Origin of the sequence: Eudoraea sp., assembly GCF_049669105.1 — a bacterium.
Taxonomy (GTDB): Bacteria; Bacteroidota; Bacteroidia; order Flavobacteriales; family Flavobacteriaceae; genus Eudoraea.
Genome location: NZ_JBATKE010000257.1, coordinates 23,542 through 44,090, shown reverse-complemented (window position 1 = coordinate 44,090; position 20,549 = coordinate 23,542). Strand labels below are relative to the sequence as shown.

Annotated in this window: 15 protein-coding genes and 1 tRNA gene; 1 reads left to right on the top strand and 15 read right to left on the bottom strand. The window is 38.6% G+C overall.

The annotated features are described in order from the left end of the window. Positions 1-2: 2 nt before the first annotated feature. Positions 3-494, bottom strand: a complete 492-nt coding sequence (locus tag WBM60_RS18095) for a rhodanese-like domain-containing protein (protein ID WP_424261436.1) — start codon at positions 492-494, stop codon at positions 3-5. A 117-nt stretch (positions 495-611) separates the two neighbouring features. On the opposite strand from WBM60_RS18095, the gene WBM60_RS18090 reads away from it, so the two are divergent. After that, positions 612-2,180 (top strand): glycoside hydrolase family 32 protein, encoded by a 1,569-nt coding sequence (locus WBM60_RS18090; protein WP_424261434.1) that lies wholly within the window; start codon positions 612-614, stop codon positions 2,178-2,180. A gap of 4 nt (positions 2,181-2,184) precedes the next feature. Here the strand turns inward: WBM60_RS18090 and uxuA are convergent, their stop codons facing one another. The 14 genes from uxuA to WBM60_RS18020 form a co-directional block, all read right to left on the bottom strand. Continuing rightward, the gene (uxuA, locus tag WBM60_RS18085) at positions 2,185-3,345 is read right to left on the bottom strand and encodes a mannonate dehydratase (protein WP_424261460.1); all 1,161 of its coding nucleotides are present in this window, start codon (positions 3,343-3,345) and stop codon (positions 2,185-2,187) included. A 5-nt stretch (positions 3,346-3,350) separates the two neighbouring features. After that, the gene (locus tag WBM60_RS18080; RefSeq protein WP_424261432.1) at positions 3,351-4,166 is read right to left on the bottom strand and encodes an SDR family oxidoreductase; all 816 of its coding nucleotides are present in this window, start codon (positions 4,164-4,166) and stop codon (positions 3,351-3,353) included. Between the two features lie 115 nt (positions 4,167-4,281). Then, on the bottom strand, positions 4,282-5,685 hold the full coding sequence (gene uxaC / locus WBM60_RS18075) for a glucuronate isomerase (RefSeq protein WP_424261430.1): 1,404 nt from the start codon (positions 5,683-5,685) through the stop codon (positions 4,282-4,284). Between the two features lies 1 nt (position 5,686). Beyond that, complete coding sequence (locus WBM60_RS18070) at positions 5,687-7,003, bottom strand: ADP-ribosylglycohydrolase family protein (protein ID WP_424261428.1); 1,317 nt, start codon at positions 7,001-7,003, stop codon at positions 5,687-5,689. Then, positions 7,000-7,971, bottom strand: coding sequence for a phosphotransferase (locus WBM60_RS18065; RefSeq protein ID WP_424261426.1), 972 nt, complete (start codon positions 7,969-7,971; stop codon positions 7,000-7,002). The genes WBM60_RS18070 and WBM60_RS18065 overlap by 4 nt, the downstream gene beginning before the upstream one ends. Before the next feature lie 264 nt (positions 7,972-8,235). Next, a complete protein-coding gene (locus tag WBM60_RS18060; protein WP_424261424.1) occupies positions 8,236-9,798 on the bottom strand; it encodes an arylsulfatase in 1,563 nt (520 codons plus the stop codon). 355 nt (positions 9,799-10,153) lie between these two features. Next, positions 10,154-11,584: an alpha/beta fold hydrolase gene (locus WBM60_RS18055; protein ID WP_424261422.1), complete on the bottom strand. Its 1,431-nt coding sequence runs from the start codon at positions 11,582-11,584 to the stop codon at positions 10,154-10,156. Between the two features lie 24 nt (positions 11,585-11,608). Next, positions 11,609-12,541 carry an NAD-dependent epimerase/dehydratase family protein gene (locus WBM60_RS18050; RefSeq protein WP_424261420.1) on the bottom strand — a complete coding sequence of 311 codons (933 nt, stop codon included), beginning with the start codon at positions 12,539-12,541 and terminating at the stop codon, positions 11,609-11,611. Positions 12,542-12,622: 81 nt separating this feature from the next. After that, on the bottom strand, positions 12,623-13,573 hold the full coding sequence (locus WBM60_RS18045; protein ID WP_424261418.1) for a proline iminopeptidase-family hydrolase: 951 nt from the start codon (positions 13,571-13,573) through the stop codon (positions 12,623-12,625). Positions 13,574-13,937: 364 nt separating this feature from the next. Further along, positions 13,938-16,505 (bottom strand): M1 family metallopeptidase, encoded by a 2,568-nt coding sequence (locus WBM60_RS18040; RefSeq protein ID WP_424278228.1) that lies wholly within the window; start codon positions 16,503-16,505, stop codon positions 13,938-13,940. 7 nt (positions 16,506-16,512) lie between these two features. Continuing rightward, entirely contained in the window at positions 16,513-18,480 is a 1,968-nt protein-coding gene (locus WBM60_RS18035) for a S9 family peptidase (RefSeq protein ID WP_424283447.1), read from the bottom strand. Positions 18,481-18,505: 25 nt separating this feature from the next. Further along, positions 18,506-18,718, bottom strand: coding sequence for a hypothetical protein (locus tag WBM60_RS18030; RefSeq protein ID WP_424261412.1), 213 nt, complete (start codon positions 18,716-18,718; stop codon positions 18,506-18,508). A gap of 98 nt (positions 18,719-18,816) precedes the next feature. Further along, positions 18,817-19,536 (bottom strand): DUF6090 family protein, encoded by a 720-nt coding sequence (locus WBM60_RS18025; protein WP_424283446.1) that lies wholly within the window; start codon positions 19,534-19,536, stop codon positions 18,817-18,819. A gap of 910 nt (positions 19,537-20,446) precedes the next feature. Then, positions 20,447-20,519: transfer RNA gene (locus tag WBM60_RS18020), tRNA-Phe, on the bottom strand. Positions 20,520-20,549: the final 30 nt, after the last annotated feature.

Here is a 20,549-nt window from a genome sequence, read left to right as displayed (position 1 = left end):
TCCTAATATACTTTTTCTGCCTTGGTCAGATATTTCCCCCATAACTTACCATATGCGTGTACTTTTTTGGTTTTTTCACCCTTGGTATTATAAACAGGATACCCCTCATTGGTCCATTCAAAAATACCCCCATATAAATTCTTCGTATTGAAATAGCCAGATTCTAAAAGTTCTTCGCCAATATTCTCAGATCTGACCCCTATAGAACAATAAACCACAATATTTAAATTTTTATCAGGATATTTCGTTACCACATCTGCCAATTTAAAATCATCATAACCTATCCAGACGGCATTTTTTAAATGACTTACCTCATATTCTTCCCATTCTCTTGTGTCTAAAATAAGTTGGTTTTTTAAATTTTGTAATTCAGTAACAGAAATGTAAGGGACACTCTCGTTATTATACCAATCAAGAGCCTGGTCTATAGATGATTGTGCATTAGCCGAGAATAGGAGAAAAAAGAAACATGAACATTTGATAAAAAGAGGCATCGCTACGAATTATATCCAGGTGTAAAGATACTCATTTGGGCAAAAATTTATCCTATCTTAAGGTGGTTTTCGGGTCCAATAAATAAAATGTATTTTTATAAAAATCAACTGTTTGTGATGAGAAATTATATCCTATTTAGTCTTCTGAGCGTATTATTTTTTTCATTTTCTTCCTGTAAAAGCAAAGAAGAAGAAAAAAACACAGAAATAGCGTCTATACCAGAAACCACTTTTTTTAAAGAGCCTTACAGGCCACAATTCCATTTCACACCAACAGAGATGTGGATGAATGATCCTAATGGACTGGTTTATAACGACGGAATATATCATCTTTTCTATCAGTATTATCCTGAAGATATTGTTTGGGGACCAATGCATTGGGGTCATGCTACAAGCAAGGACCTGATATTTTGGGAACATAAGCCTATTGCTTTATTTCCGGATGAAAATGGTTATATTTTTTCGGGCAGTGCTGTTCTTGATAAAAATAATACGTCCGGTCTGGGCACTCTGGACAACCCTCCTCTGGTGGCTATTTTCACTTATCATGATATAAACAAGGAAAAAGATGGTTCGAACGATTTCCAGACTCAAGGGATAGCGTATAGCCTGGACAATGGGGAATCGTGGACTAAATATCAGGATAATCCGGTTCTGGGAAATGAGGGTATTAGGGATTTTAGAGATCCCAAAGTTTTCTGGAATGAACCAACTCAAAGTTGGATCCTTGTATTGGTCGCAGGTGACCATGCACAACTTTACAGGTCTGACGACCTAATTTCCTGGGCCTATCTAAGTGAATTTGGAAAGGAATCAGGGGCGCATGGAGGTGTCTGGGAATGCCCCGATCTGTTTCCACTCAAAGTATCTGGCTCAGAAGAGGAAAAATGGGTGCTTATTATTAGTATAAATCCAGGGGCACCAAACGGCGGTAGCGGGACCCAATATTTTATTGGTGATTTTGACGGGACCACATTTACCTCAAATCAACAGGCCGAAAAATGGATAGATTGGGGAACGGATAATTATGCAGGGATTACTTATAACAATGAACCAAATGACCAGCGGATATTTATCGGATGGATGAGCAACTGGGCCTATGCAAGAGACACGCCAACAAAGGAATGGAGAAGTGCTATGACCGTTCCAAGAAAGTTATCACTTATTAAAGTGGGCAATTCATATGAATTGGCCAATTACCCCCTGGATGATTTTGGAACCGTCTTTAAATCGGAATTTAAAAAGGACCTTGAATTGGCAGCGGGTGAGTCGGAAACTGTCGCTTTTGACAATTATAATCAATCCGAAATAAGGTTTAAAACCATGAATCGAAATTTTGAAATTTCTTATAATAATAGTTTAGACGAGGAACTGGTATTGACCTTAGACGGGGATCAGGAATTGTTTTTATTAGATCGAACTAAGTCGGGCAAAACCGCGTTTAAAGAAGAGTTTGCAAAAAGTGTTCAGAAAATGCCGATCAGGAACTTGCCTGATGGGGAATTCGAAGTGCGGATTTTGATGGATTGGTCTTCAATAGAAGTGTTTATAAATAACGGGCAATATGTAATGACTTCACAAATATTTCCTAATGAATCGTATACAAATCTTATTTTCAAGAATTCCTCTTCCTCAGTTTTGACAATTAATGCATTAGAGGTAAACAGGGCAGAATCTATCTGGTAGGGATTCAGGCATTTTCATTTAAGATTCCATACATAAGCCCTCGCAATTCCGCGAGGCCTTTTAAACGCCCTATTCCGGAATAGCCAGGATTTGTCTTAATATCCAGGTCGTTTAACAATTGCTGTCCATGATCCGGGCGCATAGGTAATTGTTTGTTTCTTTTCTCCTGCAATTGAAGGAGTTCCTTCACCACGCCATACATGGGAACATCACCTTCTAAGTGGCAGGCCTCATAAAAGTTGCCATCCGCATCCCTTCTGGTACTTCTAAGATGAACAAAATGAATATGATCTCCATAGTCCTTTATGATTTGTACCAGGTTATTATCTTCTCTTACGCCGAGGGAACCGGTACAAAATGTAATCCCATTATTAGGGCTGTTGTTTTCCGATAGGATTCGCTTTATGTCCGCCGCCGTGCTCATAATTCTTGGCAGACCGAGTATCGGATAAGGTGGATCATCCGGATGTATAGCGAGAAAAACATTGTTTTCTTCAGCCGCAGGAAGTACTTCATTTAGAAAAAGATGCAGGTTTTTTTCCAAAGTTGGGGCATCAATATTTTGGTAACTATCTAATGCTTTCTGAAACTCCTCCAGTGTATAGCCTATCTCTGCCCCGGGAAGATTGTCTAAAATGGTTCTTTTGAGTTTATCAATTTCTAAAGCACCCAAACCCTGATAATAGGTTTCGGCTTTTTTGATGATATCCGGAGGATAAGATTCTTTAGCACCCTGTCGCTTTAAAATAAAACAGTCGAAGGCGGCCAGGGCTCTCATTTCAAAATTTAGTGTTCTTGCTCCGTTTGGCAGTTTATGATCCAATTCTGTGCGTATCCAATCTAATATGGGCATAAAATTGTAGCAGATAATGTTTATGTCTTCGGAGGCAAGATTTTTGATAGTTAATTTGTAGTTCTCTATAAGTTCCTTGAAATTTTCACTCCGCCTCTTAATAAATTCATGAACGGGAACACTTTCTACAACAGACCATCTGAGTCCCGCATTTTCTATAAGACGTTTTCGGTTTTGTATGGCCTCTTTAGTCCATACCGCTCCATTTGGAATTTCATGCAAAGCTGTTACAATGCCAGTTGCTCCTGCCTGTCTTATATCACTTAAGGTTACAGGGTCATTAGGCCCGTACCATCTCATTGTTTGTTCCATTGTCTTCATACGCCCGAATATGCATTAAATCCGCCATCTACCGGAATAATTGTCCCGGTTACAAATTTTGAGGCATCGCTGCTAAGCCATTGCAGTACCCCAAAGAGTTCATCGGGATTACCAAATCTGCCCATAGGGGTATTCTCAATAATTTGTCTGCCTCGTTTTGTTAATTTGCCGTCTGCCTCTGTAAGTAAATTTCGGTTTTGTTCGGTTAAAAAGAAACCGGGAGCAATAGCATTAACTCTTAACTCTGCACTGTGTTTATTACAAAATTCGACAGCCAGCCATTTGGTCAGGTTATCAATAGCGGCCTTTGCAGAACCGTAACCCAAAACCCGGGTTATGGGCCTTTGAGCGGCCATGGAAGAAATATTAATAATACTTCCTTTTAAATCTTTTAGAAATAAGGGCAGGAATGTTTTTATTGGGAGGAAGGAACCCATATAATTCAGTTCCATAACTTTATTTAATTCATCTATCCTGGCATCCAATATGGTCTGCTCCGGAGTAATTACTGCCCCGGCCATATTCCCGCCTGCCAGGTTAACCAGGACATCTATTTTTTCAAATTCATTTTCAAGTTCGAATTTTGCCCGATTTAAATCCTGGTTATTTGTCACATCCGCAATCAGTGGAAATACTTTGTGTCGGGTATTCTTTATTCCCTCGATTAGCGAATTTACTTTATCAGGATTCCTGCCCAGCGCAACTACCCTGGCACCTTGCCCTGCCAGATAGGCTGTCATGGCCGAACCTAATACACCGGTTGCACCACTAATTACAATAATTTTGTCGTCTACAGAAAACAATTCAGACATGATAGGATGTTAAGAATATTTCGATTTGGGAATGGCAAATACTAAGATTCCCGGAACCCGATTAATCTTTCCAAATATAACTTAAGAAAGTGAAATTATTAAAGTACTTCCCAAACTAAAATGGAAAATAAGCCTTTGCATTGTGGTAACAGATATCTGATACAATCTGACCCAACCATTTTTCATCTTCCGGTAATTCTCCATTTGCAACGTCTTTACCGATAAGATTGCAGAGTACTCTCCTAAAATATTCATGTCTTGGAAATGAAAGAAAACTGCGAGAATCTGTTAACATCCCAATAAAACAACTAAGCAGGCTAATATTGGAAAGCGAGTTCAATTGTTTTTCCATGCCGTCTTTCTGATCTAAAAACCACCAGGCAGAACCAAATTGAATTTTACCCTTGACGCTTCCATCATTAAAATTACCAACCATAGCAGCAATAACTTCATTGTCAGCCGGGTTTAAATTGTAAATAATTGTTTTGGCAAGTTGGTTTGTACTATCCAGGGTATCCAGGAAGTTACTCAGGGACACGGCCTGCGAAAAATCCCCTATAGAATCAAACCCTGTGTCCGGCCCCAACCGTTGAAGCATCCTTTGATTATTATTTCTGAGGGCACCGAGATGAAATTGTTGTACCCATCCATTTTTATGGTAGCATTTGGCAAGAAATTTTAATACTTCAGATTTAAAATAGGCTACCTCATGCGGATTAAGGGACTCCCCATTTTTTAATTTTTTAAAGATTTTGGAGCTATCAAATGTTTCATTTTTGAAAAAAGGGAGGTAATCCAAGCCGTGATCTGCCAATCTGCAGCCATTTTCATGAAAGTAATTTATTCTTGATTCCAAGGCGGACAGAAGGTCCGTATATGAATGAATAGAAGCATTGGCAACTTCTTCCAATTGGCCTAAATATTTAAGGAAAGCGGTGGTATTTTCAACGGCATAGGCTTTATCCGGCCGAAATGCCGGCAACAATCTTAGACCCTTGTTCTGTCTGGCTTTTTTATGATATTCAAGTGTATCCAAAGGATCATCAGTTGTGCAAACCACTTCAACGTTCATCTGTTCCAATAGACCGAGGGTACTATATGTGGGAAGTTGTAATTGTTCAGTGCACGTATTATAAATATTTTGTGCATTATTTTGATCCAGGAGCACATCAATATTAAAATAACGCTTTAATTCGAGGTGGGTCCAATGGTACAAAGGATTTCTAACCGTATATGGAACAGTCTCTCCCCACTTTACAAATTTTTCCTGATCTGTGGCATTTCCGGTAATATATTTTTCTTCAATACCAAGAGTCCGCATAGCTCTCCATTTATAATGGTCTCCGTTCAGCCATACCTGGGAGATGTTATCAAATTGAAAATCTTCTGCTATTTTCTCAGGCGACAAATGATTGTGGTAATCAATTATTGGCAGATCTTTTGCATAATCGTGGTAAAGCCGGCTGGCAAAAGGGGTCTGCAATAAAAAATCTTCATGTATAAAATTATTGACCGCCATTTTAGTTCACATTTACGGTTTCAGGCAACATTGTTCCAACCATCCTGGAAGCAAGTTCTTCCAGATCAATACCCAATTGCTCTTTGTTTACACGAAGTACTTCGGTGCGTAATTCTAAAGGTAAATTCGAATAACCATCCTTTGCCCCCAGGATCATTCCGGCCACTGCAGCGACAGTATCATTGTCTCGCCCGTAATTTACAATAAACTGAATGCTCTTAACAAAATCACCTTCCCCGTAGGCCAATCCGGCAATCATAATTTGCCAGATTTCACCTGCATGAAAAGGGATGGCCTTTTCGTCTTTTTCCAATAATGCGTAAACAAATTCCTGTTGTGCCCAATCCGTCTTAGAGCCGTTAAAATGATCGGGAATTTTTATCTCCAATGAATCTGTCAATGTTAGAGAATCTGATATCATGATTTCCCGGGACAGGTTTACATATTTTCTGGTCGCGTTTGCTGTGTTATAGGAAATACGGCCTACCAGCCTACTGTCCTGATAACGCATAGGATCAATAAAAATGGCAGTATTAAGTATGGAATCTATATCTGTGGTTCGCATGGCCATTTGGGTCATCGCTGCTACCAGCCCCGAAATATCCTTAGCGTATCCAAGATCAAAAATTGAATGTTTGTAAGCTTTAAGATATGCTGTCTCCGGATTAGGCTCTATCAAACCAAACATGGGGGTGTATAACATCCCTGCGCAGGACATTTCTCCCCCATAAAACCTGTTTTGAGCCTCCAGATACTCCTCTGTGCCTTTCTGGTAGGCCAGTGCCACCCGGGCCCATTCTTTAATCCAGTCTACCTTTTCTAACCTGGCGTCCAGGGCATCAGGAGAAGCTAAAATTTCCTTATCACCCAGCCTGGAAGCTATAGATTGATAGTAATCTGTAATAAATTTTGCAAAATGTTTCGCATCTAGTTCGTGTGAATAGGTGTCAAAATATGAAACCATAAAGTACTTCCATCGGGTATCATCAGTAGTAGCGCCGGCATTCAGGTTATGTTCCCAGGTTCCTTCAGGAGATTGTATGCGTTCTGCAGGGGTAAGCCCGGTAATGTACCCATATTTATGCTGAATGTCAGACCTGTGCCACATTTCAGTAGACGCTCCCATGGCATCACCTATGGCAGAACCAACAAGTGCTCCTAAAATCTTATCGTATAATTCTTCCTTATTTAAGATAAGAGAATCCTGGGCGTAAGCAGATTTCTTAGGTTCAGGGATATCAATGTCTGCCTTCCGATCCTTGCATGATAAGATGATCACAGACAATAACAAGGCGATAATAAAAAAATTATATTTCATACTAATATCATTTTTCTGGCAAGATGTAAAAGATAGTCTTTTTCCTCGATAGTTCGTTGCAATGGTAGCTGTGCCAGGCCAATTAAACGCCGCATAATTTCAATACCAGCTACCTGGGAAACAAGACTATTACTTGCTTCTCCTTTATAGAGTTCCATTACTGTGGCTAAAGAGGAATCATCCATTGTAGCCATAAGCAGGTGTGCCGTCATAACGCCCAGGTCAAACTCCCTAAAACCAATAAAACTAAATTCGGGATCTATAATATACACCTCATTTTCCAGTTGCATCCAGCTACCGGGATAATAGTCGCCATGGATTAATACATTTCCTTTGGAAAGGTACATGTCGCCAAGTTTATTGACAACTGTTTTTATGGCTGCATCCTTTTTATATGGGAGTGATAATTCCTGCAAGCCTTCCTGGATATCATTTAACTGAAATCCGTTGTCTTCCATAAAGGGAAGCACAAAAATATGCTGATGATTTAATTGCCTCAGGATTCTGTTTTCAGGAAAATTTTCTACATTAACCGCGTTGTGAATAATTTCTGAGATGCCTACAAGTTTTTCCAGAGCAGGCAGGGAAATCCTGCGTTCCCCGTAACAAAAAGTCATGTCCTCACACTGTCCCAGATCTTCCATTTGAATTAGGTAGTTCTCCTGATCAAAGGCTAAGATAGCAGGGATATGATCCGCAATGGCAGCCCCCTGTATTGCTTTATAAAACTTATATTCCACCTCTATCCGGTCGAGAGGAGCTTCTATCTGCTGGTATTTCTGTACATATGGTCGTGATTGCTTTAATATAAAAGAACGCTGATTCGATTTTACACGAAGTACAACATTCATGTTGCCTTCTCCTGGTTTTGAAACTGCACTAATTTTTTCATTTGGATTCAGCCACTTATTGGATTCCAGAAAATCCTGAAGCGCTGGTAGAGGAGTATGGGTATCTAAAGAAATCAAATGGCGAAGAATTTTATTGCAATATAGTCCCAAAACAAAAAAATCCTTACGTTAAGCAGGATTTTTTATCAATTTTAAAAGGCGGAGAATACCATCCAATTTTGATCGGTAATTTATATTTCTTCAAAGGCTATAGTTCTGTCAATTTATTATTTATTACGAGTCGAAAGTTCTCCTTTGAAACGTTGTGTACTTGTTGAGTAAGGCCAAGGTAAATAAGGGCCGCTAAGCACCATGTGCGTGCGGCCCTTAAAAAATAAATATCTATTTGCCGCCCATGGAGTTTTCAATTTGTTTCTGGACCTTTTCGAGATTGAAGGACCCTGGAGTCTGGCTCGGCGGATATTCCTTCATGGTCATGAGAAACTGTGCTGCTACTTTTTGCATTGGTCCGAGGACGAAAACCCGGTCAAGGAACCAATCATTATAGGTGTTTGAATTGTGCTGGGCTTTCTCAAATGGATCCCGGCGAAGATTGAATAACAGCGGTACACGAAGTTCTGTGAAGGGTTCGCGCCATACTTCGAAGGCAACCCCTCTGTTTTCTAGGAAAACGGCTTTCCAGGGCATATATCGCATGGCAACTATCTGACCATCATCATTCACATATATAAACTTTTTTCGAGGTGATTCTGTGGTTTTGCCACTGATATAGTCGAGTTGGTTGGCTCCATCGAGATAGTTCTTGTATGTACGTCCATTTAACTCAACCCCCGCCTTCAACTGCTCTATAATGTTGGGGTTACCGCCTGCAGCAGCGAATGTTGGAAGCCAGTCCTCATGGGAAACGATACCGTTTCGTACCGTTCCGGCAGGAAAATGGCCGGGCCATCTTACGAAACAGGGTACGCGGTAAGCTCCTTCCCAGTTTGAATTTTTCTCACTGCGGAAAGGTGTGGTGCCCGCATCTGGCCAGGTGTTGTAATGTGGCCCGTTGTCCGTGGAATACTGTACGATCGTATTGTCGGCGATGCCGAGATCATCCAGAAGTTTCAGGAGTTCACCAACCTGCATGTCGTGCTCTATCATGCCGTCTGTGTATTCGTCATTGCCTTTATGGCGGTTCTCTTCCTTTACATGGGTTCGGAAGTGCATACGTGTTCCATTCCACCAGCAGAAAAACGGTTTACCAGCCTTGACCTGCCGTGTAATGAAATCTTTGGCAGCAGCAATGGTTTCCTCATCAATAGTTTCCATCCGCTTTTTGGTCAGCGGTCCGGTGTCTTTGATAGTTTGGCCGCCTTTTCCGTCTGCTAAGCAGTGGAGCACGCCACGAGGACCGAAAGACTCAATGAAAGTGCTGCCATCAGCTAATATCATATCCCCCGGGTAATCTTCGTTTTCAGGTTCTTCCTCGGCATTGAGGTGATAAAGATTCCCCAGGAATTCGTCGAAACCGTTCACGGTAGGCAGGTGCTCATCACGGTCACCCTGGTGGTTCTTCCCAAACTGTCCGGTGGCGTAGCCAAGACTTTTCATAGCTGTGCCAATCGTAACATCCGTTTGCTGCCAGCCTTCCTTGGCACCGGGGATGCCAACCTTAGTCATACCTGTTCGGACAGGGACGGATCCGTTAAGGAAGGCGGCGCGGCCTGCAGTGCAACTTTGCTGGCCGTAGTAATCGGTAAAGAAGACGCCTTCGTTTCCTATACGGTCTATATTGGGAGTCTTGTAGCCCATCATGCCACGGTTATAATAGCTGATGTTCTCAGTGCCTATGTCATCTCCCCAGATAACTAAAATATTGGGTTTTTGATTTTTCTGTGCATAGGCCGACATAAAGACAAGAGCCAGCACAATAGATAGTAAAGTGTTTAACTTTTTCATGATTAGTTTTGATATAGTATTATAATTTGTGGAGAATATAATATTCTCTATTAAAAAACACAAAAAAACCAATATAATAATTAGTTTGTTCTTTAATAATATCCCTGTAAGCCATGATTTTATGCCTATTAAATCAATTAAAATAGATTAATTGCTGACCACGGAATTTATTCAGGGTAAAAAACTCTTGCTTAAATAAATATTAAGACTTAAACAAAATACGCAGCGAATTTTGAAACTTGCTTGGATATTTATTCAGACAATGCAGATATAAAATATGTGCAAATCTCTTTAAAATAGCAGATTAATCAAGATTCCTAATAGATGGATGCTGGGCTCCAAATAAATACGTTTTTTAGTCCGTAAATAAATTTAAACAAGAGGTGTTCAATTTACCATTTGGGTTATTCATAAAATCTATCATAACCTGGTTTTTGCATTCCCGATTTCCACCTCCATGTCCTCCTTCATCAAGGATTAATAGGTTTCCCTTGCTCAGGTTTTCCATAAATAAATCACCGTTTTTGGGGGGGGTAACAGGATCAAATCTATTTACGAAAACTAATGTTGGGACATCAGAATCCTGGAATTTTCGTTCTTCCAAAGGCAAGTTATTGGTGTGCCAATTCATCCCTGCGATGTAAAAAGCATCAAAAAAGCCAAGTTTGACAGGAATTAGAGGAAATTTTTTATAGTCCTCAAAAATCACTTCCGCAGTATTTGCCGGATTAAAATTTTCAAATTTTTCTACCGAAAGTAACATGGTGAGGTTTAGTCCTCCGGTTAACTCATATTCAAACTGCAGCACTTCAGTAATCACTTCTCCACCTCCCTCAATGAAGGCTCTAATGAGTTCTGGAGCCTTTTCTCTTGAATTACTCTGATATAGCAACCTTCTCAGAAGATAGATCCCGTCCTGGGCATTGATAGTTACATCTATTGAATCATTCATGGTGACTGTCAATGGCTTTTCCTTCAATGTCGAAATCGCTTTAAAATAATCGTCTTTTAGACCTGGAAATTGTTTTTTGCAATCGGAATCATTTTCACAGTACTCAAAAATTCGCCCTAGTGCTAGGGAATAACTGTCTAAGCGATTTAGAAGAAAATCCCCGCTCAGCGGAGCTGGGGAATCCAGAACAGAACTATTAATAAATTCCGGAAACATATCCTGCACAATCCTTGCAATACGAGTGCCATAAGAACCCCCGAACAGGTTGTATTTCTCATACCCCAAATGCTTAAAAAGCATTCCTACATCCTTCGCATTTTGAATAGAATTATAATACCCCGGATTAATATCTTGTGCCTCACATTTCTTTTTATATTTAAAAATCAAGTCTGTCATCAAAACCAATTCCTCTTCTTCATCGGCATCCTGGGCCATAATATCAAAGGCATCAAAAGACATGTCGGGTAGGGCAGAGGAATATCCAATGCCGCGTTGGTCAAAAAGAATTATATCGCGTTCATTTCTCATGGGGTGTTCCAATAAGAAACCAACCATGCCCTGACTCAGAGAATTGCCACCCGGGCCACCCGAAAAGAAGATCATTGGAAATGCAGCAGAAATACTGTCTTTGGCTTTTAAAACTATGTAGGTAATCTGAATTTGTTTACCATCGGGATTATCGTGATTTTCAGGCACTAAAATTGCACCGGCCTGCACATCTTTTCCCTCCGGGAGCCAATCCAGGCCTTGGGGCTGAATTGATTTCGGGTATTTCTGCGCCTGACAAACAAAAGTTAGCAGGAATACTACAATGTAAAAATTAATTTTTCTCATATAGAATATTTTTTATGAACCCTATCATTTACTGTAATCTAATTGTATAATTTCCCTTATTCCATCCAAATAGGAGGTTGGTTTAAAATCAAAATGATCGTTAAACTTGTCTGAATTAAACACATAATCTCTGTCGTACTGGTACATCATTTCAGGCATTTCCCGCATCAAAGGAATAAAAAGGCCAAGTAATTTTACGATGAACTTTGTAGCTGTCTGGGTTTTAGGTTTTACATTCATTTCTTTTGCAATTGTGTCAATCCATTGCCTTCCGGTAAAAGGATTTTCAGCCGTAGGCAAATGCCACACCTGGTTATAAGCGTTTTCAGAATTGCCAAGAAGTGCAGTTGCTTTACCAGCGTCGGGAGTATAGGTAAATGAGTGTTTAAAATTTAAGGAAGCCATCCAATTGGCCTTTTTGCCGATGCTTAAGGGTTTAAAAACAGTCTCGGTTAACATACTCGTATTTTTAATGCCCGGGCCATAAAAATCTGCTGAACGCGCGATAAGTGCAGTAAGCTTTCCTTCTTTAACTTTAGACAGGATCATTTCTGCTATTTCTGCCCGTATTTTCCCTTTTTTGCTGGGAGGGTTAATTGGTGTTTCCTCATTCATCCCATTTAAGTGGTCTGGGTCGTACATATAGATGTTGTCAAAGAATACCAATTTGCAATTATGTGTAATACAGGCATCAATTACATTAGCGGTGAATTTTGGCCAGTTTTCCTTCCAGATTTTTAAATTGTATGGAAATCCAACGGTTACATAAACTATGGTTGAACCTTTCACTGCTTCATTGACTTCAGACGAATTGAGGAGATTGGCCGGGAAAGTTTCATCTGTCTCATTGACTTTTCTAGGATTTCTGCTCACCAACCTAATTTGGGAGGTATATTCTTTTAAGGCTTTGGCTAATTCTATCCCAATTGCTCCGCCTGAACCTAGTATTGTTTGCATATTTTTTTATTACCACCCAAGCGTTTGATTACAATTCCTTTTATAAAGTTAACAATAAATGAATATGAATAAGGCTTAAATTTAATTCTCCAATTCGAACAAAAAATCTCTAATTGCAAGGTTGTTCTCTTCCGGGTTATCGTGCATTGTTATGTGTGCGGCACCCTTAATTACGACCATCTTGGAGTTTGAAACAAGACTTTGAAAATGCCGAACTGTTGAAGGTCTGGCTTCGTCGAACTCACCACAAATGAACAGGGTGGGGATTTTTATTTCTTTTAGTTGTTCGCCCCTTTCATAATTCTCTAGTATTCCGGTTGCATTGAATTCGCTCGGCCCCCACATATAATTATAAACATTCATATTTGCCCCTGTAAAAGTACTATCCATATTTGCATCCCATGGCAGTTTTTTAGCCACAAAATTCTCATAGAATATATTTATGGCCTGTTGGTATTCAGGAGAATCATAGGTTCCGTTTTCATTGTTAATTTTTATAGCAGATTGGATGGAATCCGGGAGTGTCTTTATTAATTCTTCGGTATCTTCTGACCATCTTGAAATGCTCAATGCCGGACTTGCAAAGATCAGTGCTTTTATACGATCCGGATATTTAAGATAATAATCCATTCCTAACATAGTACCCCATGAATGACCATACAGGTAAAATTCTTTTACCCCCAAATTTTGCCTGAGGGTTTCAAGTTGTTCCACAAAATTATCAACGGTCATTAGGGTGCTGTCAACTTCCGTTTCTGACCTTCCACAACCAAGCTGATCGAAAAAAATTACCGGCCTGTCCTTACCTAATTCTTTCATTGGGTTTAAGTAGTAACTCGGGAATCCCGGCCCTCCATGCACTAATAGTAGAGGGGTTTTGTCACTATCACCGACAATTCTGTACCATATTTGTCCTCCTTTAACTTCGGTATAGCCTTCTCCCGGAATAAGCTTAGTTTTCGATTCACAACCAACAACCATTATTGTGAGTATTGCTAAAACCGCCCATAAATTTATTTTATGTCTTTTCATTATCCTGTGCTATAAACCTTCCGCCTTAAGATAATAATTAATCCAGTAACCCTAAACTTTATCTAAAGCTTTCCAAAATTACAATGATCCAATTGATATTGCTAAGTGAATAGCTGATATATGTCTTATTAAAGACCATTTGTATTTCCACCATATTCCGAGGATATCTTCATTGAATCAGAAATAGAGCAGGGCATCTTTAAAAATAAAACTACCCCCAAAAACAATTATGAAAATCCAAAAAATTAGAGACAGATAGCCTTTGAGTTTGGATATGGAAAAATAGTTGATTGTTTCATTTCTTTCTCATTTTAAGTTGGTTGCTTTATTTGTTGTGGGAAGTATTTTTTGACATTATCTGAATTTAAGGTATTCCATTGCCTTTACGCTGAATTCGATATAAATCATCTGTCGCTTGTAAGATCTTCAACCTGAGTTGGGGGTTCAGATTGGGATTAGCCTGGAGAAACTCCGTTAAGATGGCGTAAGCCTCACGGGATGAATACATACCAATGGTATTGTTTAACCATGCTTTCGGGAAAAATATGTCCCCGGTTTGTTGAATTTCTTCAATCAGATTTAGGCTAAGTTCAAGTGATTCAATAGCCGTTTCTTGTCTTAAGGGATGGTGAATGTAGTAGCAGGCAGACAATACCCAATTTTCCTTCTCCCGATTTTCTTCATCTGCCAGTGACTTGAAAAAATCCATCCTGATTTCATTTTCAGTTGACAATGCCGGCATAAGGAAATCAAATCGTTTCACCTTATTAGAATCTTTTAGAGCTGCCCTCGATTCGTTAAGTATTTTAGATGCCGCCTGGTGTTCATAAAGAGCCAACCTCATTGCAATTCCGGTAAAGTCATCTTGATTCAGCAGCAAGTCGGGAATTACTATTTCTTCACGCCAAATTTTATATAGTCTATCCCGGGCTATCCCGGTATAAGCAAAGGATAGAAATGTATTGAACAAGGTTTTTTTAATGCTCGGTTCCTCATTCTGTTGAAGCCGGGCAAACAAGAGTTCCTCTATTTCGTTTTGTTGCTGAATTCGTTCCTCCTCTGAAAAATAGGTCCAGAATAAATGAATTATTTGGTTGGAGAGTAATGATAATAGCAACTCGTTTTTTTCTTTTTTTAATCCCTCCTGAAAAATCCCGAATGCTTTGTTTTTAGATATATTACTGTTTAATGCATTATCATAACAGCTAAGGTATATACTTGCCCGGCCTATTTCATCATTAATTTTTGACGCAAATTCTAAGGCGGCATCTGATACCGGAAATACGCCATATCCCAAGCCATTGCTATTGTAGATGATGTAATTTGGTTTTGCCAAACCCTCCGCTTCTGTAAGCTGGATTTTTTGTTCTTTTAAACCAACTTCTATTACATGTGTGCTGTCTGGATAAATAAGTGATAATTCGAATACCTGAGGCCAGATATTTCCGGAATCATTTTCTGACCGCTGCTCAATAACAAAGGATTTTATGTTATTTAGACCATCATAGAGAATAGTACTTTCAATAATGGGACGCCCGGGTGAATTAACCCATACGTTACTCCATTCTATTAAATTTAATTCCGTGTATTTATCCAGGATATTTACAAGATCGTTCCAGTCGGCATTATCATTTTCGAACGTTTTTATGTATTCTATTATCCCTTTTTGGAAATTGTCTTCCCCAATAATGACCTCCAATTGGCGCATCATTATTGGTGCTTTATGATAGATTATGTTACCGTAAAGTGATCCTGCGTTGTTGAGGTTATCAAGATTTTGGCGAATAGGGTTTGCCCCTGTGCTGCGGTCTATATTGTAAGCTGGCGGATAGTGATCGATAAAGAAAGACAAGTCATGGTTTATACTATTAAACTGTGGATTTACGATTTTGTCTGCCATAAAATTGGCAAAGACCTCTTTTAGCCAAACATCGCTAAACCATTGCATGGTTACTAAGTTACCAAACCACATATGAGAAGTTTCATGTGCTATTAGTTTAGCGCGCCTTAACTTCTGATTTTGAGTGGCACTTTTATCCAGAAAGAGAGGAGATTGCCGGTATTGGATGGCTCCCGTATGTTCCATGCCACCGTAAGGATGACTATATATGGAGGCATAATCTAATTTTTGAAAAGGAAAATTATAACTCGTGTAGTTTTCTAAATAATTAACGGATTGTTGATGTAAATCGAATATTCTTGAAGTACTCAATTGAATTTTTGTACTGTCTTTCTCCTGATGAAGTAAAGTCATATTGAATCTTGTGCCGGTTGAGGTTACTGCATCAAATTTTCCTGCCACAAACGAGAATAGATACGTGCTCATTCTATCAGATTCTTTAAATTGATATTCTACAAAATCACCTCTGTCTTTAGTATTGTCTAATGGTGAGCCACATAACACTTTCCAACCTTCCGGTGCACCAATATTTAAAAGGTAGGTTGCTTTAATATTGGGCTGATCAAAACAGGGGAATAAAGTTCTTGCGCGGTCTGGTACAAGCAACGTATATAAATAGTCATCGTTTCTGTTCAATGACATTTCTCCGGCTATGAATTCGATTTCAATTTTATTGCTACCTATTACCAAATGTTTACCAGGGATAATTAAATGTTCATTTTGATATTGAATTGGAACACTTTTACCATTTGCAATGGATGATTGAGGTATTTTTTTGTTCGACTTAAAATCTAAGATTAGAGGTTTACTTAAGTCATTTACGGACAATTCTAAAATGAGTTTGGAATTTATGGAGTCTTCTTTTATTAAAGGAATTTTAAAGAAGAGCTGGTATTTAACGTTTGAAACTTGATTTTTTCTATAAGATGCAAGTTCTTTTGAAACTCCTTCTGAAAGGTCCAATTCATTGTTCGATTTCCTTTCACAGGAAAGAAATAATAGGATAGCAATGCAGAGCAGAATATTTTTCATGTTTTTATTAATTCAAATATTCTTTTAACCAGCTAATCCACCTGTCATAAACATCTTTCCTATTTATAGGATCTGAAGGGAAATGACCTCCTCCGGGATAAGCAATGAACTTTGTCGGGATGTTATTTGCCAATAAAGCATGGTATAATTTATATGATCCGGTAATTGTTACAACCTGATCTTCTACTTTAGACATTACTAAGGTTGGAGTTTTTATCTTAGATAGATTTTTTAATGGTGACATATTGTAATGATCCTTGTAGTTATCACCTACCCATGGTGACTTTGTGATAGCATGACGTAAGGTAAGATTCATGCTACTTAGACTGGTCATATCTGTAAAATCGATTGGAGCAGCGCCGGCTACTGCAACTTTCCAGAAGTCCGGATATCTTCCAATAAGCCATGAAGTCATATAACCTCCATACGACCAACCCGAAACTGCTATTCTGGATTCATCTATATATCCACGTGATTTCAAGGCTTCAATGCCTTCCATTACGTCTCTGCCGGGCCCTTCACCACCATCATTCATAATAGCTTCCTGAAATGAATCACCACGGTTGTTGCTGCCACGATAGTTTGGTTGAAATACAATCCATCCATTTCGTGCCATCTCTTGTGCTACCGGATTAAATGACTCCATAGATGAGGCAGTTGGACCTCCATGAATTAGCAACACCAAAGGATATTTTTTGCTGGTAGTAAAATTTGGTGGATAGGTTACTACACCATCCGTGGTTAAATTTAGATCTGTTTCCCATTCAATAGTTTCTACCCTGCCCAGTTTCATTTTTTTAAAAGTGTCATTATTGTGAGTAAGTTGAATTGGGGTAGAGGAATGATCTTTTAGATAAAACAATTCCAAAGGTTGATTCCCTGTAGATCCTATTAATACTATTTCTCCATTTTTATTTATAGATAAACTTGAAATCACAAAAGAATTGCTGAAAGATGCTTTTCTGATTTTGCCTTCATTAGAAATAATCCATACACCATCCGTAGTGCCGTCTTGACCATATGCAAGAATTCCTTCATCGGAACTGAGCCAATCATAGGATTTTATATTTCTATCTAAAGATGAGCTGAGGTTTACAGATGTATTATCTTCATTTCTAATATATAAGTCCGTTAATCCTGCGGGATTTTTATCTGATTTATACCAATATAAGAGCTGGTTATTCTTTGGTGTAAATTCAGGATCAAATTCAAATTTGTTGTTTTTGGAAAATGGCATCAAGGACTTAGTTGCTAGATCATAAAACATGATTTCAGAATCATTCCAGCGAGATGGATAGGCATCTGTTTTTTTTGTAAACACAAGTTTTTCATCATTTAGCGACCAGCTTATACCTGAATTGATGGTCCAATTTCCTTTTGTTAATCGCTCTTCATTTTGAGTTTTAACATCTAATAGATAGAGGTGAGAAGGCAAGTATTGATGGTCACTGAGATACCCTTGTGGTCCGACTTCAAAAGCTGATATAAATTTTTCATTTTCTTCTTTTTCAATTGGGATATCCCTTGAAATAAAAGCTATTTTGCTTTCGTCATGACTCCAGTAAAACCGTGAAATATTTGTGTCATGATTACTAATAGCTTTTACTTCTCCTGTTGAATATTCTTGCACATAAATCTGACTGTTATCCTCATCAGTTGCCAAAAATGACAAGTATTTCCCTGAAGGGGACCATTTAATTTCACGAACATCTTTTTGATCAAATTGAAGAATTGAATCCTCCTTGCTGGAGATATTCATTAAATGATGTTCGATAACCCATTTATTTGAATCAAAATCTGAATTCCTCGTTGAGTATAGTATATGATTGCCATCTGGTGAAAATTGAAGATCACTCAGATAGGTTGCCTTTTTATTAAATTCATCCCAATTAAATGGCTGTTGAATTGTTTGACCATATAAATTACAGCTAAGGATAATTGAAGCGATTAGAACAGAGTATAAATTTTTTTTCATCTTCTTAAAGGTACTTTTTTATCGGTTATTTCTTTTTTGTGAAATTACGATATGTTTCCAATCTGGAATTTCGGTTTTTCAAATACGTTTTAATGTTTGCGATGCGACTGCTGCCAATTTTTGCAGCAATGGCATCTAAAAGATGATCTTTTTCTCTTTGAACCAGGGCAAGGAAATCAGCATCTTCTTCACATAGTTGCATGTTCCAATAGCTATGGGGATGAAGTACAACGTTCATGTTTATTAAGCATAATGGCGATTAGCCTCTATGACTTCATACACCTTATTAGCCTTTGGTTTTACTTTATGATAAAAAGATCCAATCTGCATTCTTTTTCAGTTATCTAAATATCTATTTATCTGGCTAAGACATAATTCTACATTACCAATTGTTCGTTCAAAATCTCTTAGAAAATTTGCTCTGCCGCTAATTGCCTCTACCACTAATGTTTCAAATTCCGGATCATTTACCAAGGCTGTATAGTTATTAGGTACACCAATCTTGAATTTATTTTCTCTAAAATCCGAATAATCTACATCTTTAAGGAATTTTGTTGTAAAATGCTTTTGATAATAAGGAAATAGCAGACGAGCTGCATTTCTCCTTGTATCCACTTTGTTTACGATTCTCTTAAAACCAGTTTCATAAACATCAGTAATAATTTCCTTCAGACTATCTGATTTGATTAGTTCCAGGTTTCCGGATTTTAAGGATTCGTACGTAGAAGTCTTGGGAAAGAAATAAGTGAATTGAACACAATTAAAAAAATCCTTATACAAAGAATCTATTTCTGTCGGCTTCATTAAAATGAAGTCATAGACATTTATCGTAGCCTGATGAAATTTAAGTGTCCTTTCATAATCTGTATTTAATTCATTAAGGTTGATTATTAGTTCAGACTTTAAACTATTTAGAATCACTTTCTCTCTCCGGGAATTAATTCGATCTTCATTCCAATTATTAATAGATAATGCTATCAAAATTCCAATGACCACAAGAACGATTTCCCCAACTGCATAGAGCAGGTACTTGCTAAATTTGTTATTAGTTAGCAAACGTTGACGGATTTGGCGGAAGAATTGGAGCATAGGTTGGTTGTTACCCCTTAAAATTACAAAAAACGAGCTAAAGCTTTTATGCTCTGTTTGTGGAGTGGATCAGGAATGAAGAGCGCTACTTGGTTTTTCGAAGTTGTTGGTGCGCCACACTGCTATCATACCCCAGAGCTATCCCCCCCTTGGTCGTTTTCGATTTATGGGGTGCCCCCCGCCTTCGAGATAGAGTTTTTGAATTAAAAAGCACCCTAGCGAGCACCCTAATAAAATGAAAAATCCACAATTAACTATAAATCAGTTAACTATGGATATTGATAGTGGTAACTCCAGGGTTAACTTCGATCCTTAGTAACCTCGCCTGAAAATGTCAAACTTCTCTGCCTTTTATTTAAAGCTTAAATATGGCAAATCTTTGACGTCAAGAAATGTCTTGAAGGTTTTTCAGAAATAGCAAGGCCTGTAGCGGAAGTGCGTTTCGTGGAGCGAAAAAGAGCATGTAGCTATGAAAGGCAATTGCGGTTTTGTCAAGGGCCAAAAATTTCATTAAAAGCTTCTTGATTTTTTGCTTCGTTTTGTATCAAGACAAAATGAAGAGAAGCAATCATTACCGTTTGCAGAAGATTGGATATCGAGTCAGCATGATAAATATTGAATGTATATAAGAAAAAATAAATGGATCTTTTAGAAAGGCTAGGCTGCCTTATAAAAGATTTGAATTCCCTCCAGGGTTAACTCCCCCCATTGTTATCGGGGTCGTTGTTCCTTTGTTCCCTCAGTTGAAAATGCCAAACCCGCCTGCCTTGGGCAGGGGTTTTTTTATTTCCCCGATCCTCAGGAAAGTAAACTTTCCACGTCCGATGAATTAAAAAACCCGCTTCTTGCAACAAAGAAGCGGGTTTGGCGCTTTAAGTGGTACCTCCAGGAATCGAACCAGGGACACACGGATTTTCAGTCCGTTGCTCTACCAACTGAGCTAAGGTACCTTATTTAGTTAGGGTCTGCACCCTCCGAAG

Coding starts and splice junctions, on each gene's coding strand:
- uxaC (WP_424261430.1), bottom strand. CDS start 5,685: ATGGCGGTCAATAATTTTATACATGAAGATTTTTTATTGCAGACCCCT.
- WBM60_RS18060 (WP_424261424.1), bottom strand. CDS start 9,798: ATGAAAAAGTTAAACACTTTACTATCTATTGTGCTGGCTCTTGTCTTT.
- WBM60_RS18055 (WP_424261422.1), bottom strand. CDS start 11,584: ATGAGAAAAATTAATTTTTACATTGTAGTATTCCTGCTAACTTTTGTT.
- WBM60_RS18080 (WP_424261432.1), bottom strand. CDS start 4,166: ATGTCTGAATTGTTTTCTGTAGACGACAAAATTATTGTAATTAGTGGT.
- WBM60_RS18095 (WP_424261436.1), bottom strand. CDS start 494: ATGCCTCTTTTTATCAAATGTTCATGTTTCTTTTTTCTCCTATTCTCG.
- WBM60_RS18070 (WP_424261428.1), bottom strand. CDS start 7,003: ATGAAATATAATTTTTTTATTATCGCCTTGTTATTGTCTGTGATCATC.
- uxuA (WP_424261460.1), bottom strand. CDS start 3,345: ATGGAACAAACAATGAGATGGTACGGGCCTAATGACCCTGTAACCTTA.
- WBM60_RS18035 (WP_424283447.1), bottom strand. CDS start 18,480: ATGAAAAAAAATTTATACTCTGTTCTAATCGCTTCAATTATCCTTAGC.
- WBM60_RS18030 (WP_424261412.1), bottom strand. CDS start 18,718: ATGAACGTTGTACTTCATCCCCATAGCTATTGGAACATGCAACTATGT.
- WBM60_RS18040 (WP_424278228.1), bottom strand. CDS start 16,505: ATGAAAAATATTCTGCTCTGCATTGCTATCCTATTATTTCTTTCCTGT.
- WBM60_RS18045 (WP_424261418.1), bottom strand. CDS start 13,573: ATGAAAAGACATAAAATAAATTTATGGGCGGTTTTAGCAATACTCACA.
- WBM60_RS18090 (WP_424261434.1), top strand. CDS start 612: ATGAGAAATTATATCCTATTTAGTCTTCTGAGCGTATTATTTTTTTCA.
- WBM60_RS18050 (WP_424261420.1), bottom strand. CDS start 12,541: ATGCAAACAATACTAGGTTCAGGCGGAGCAATTGGGATAGAATTAGCC.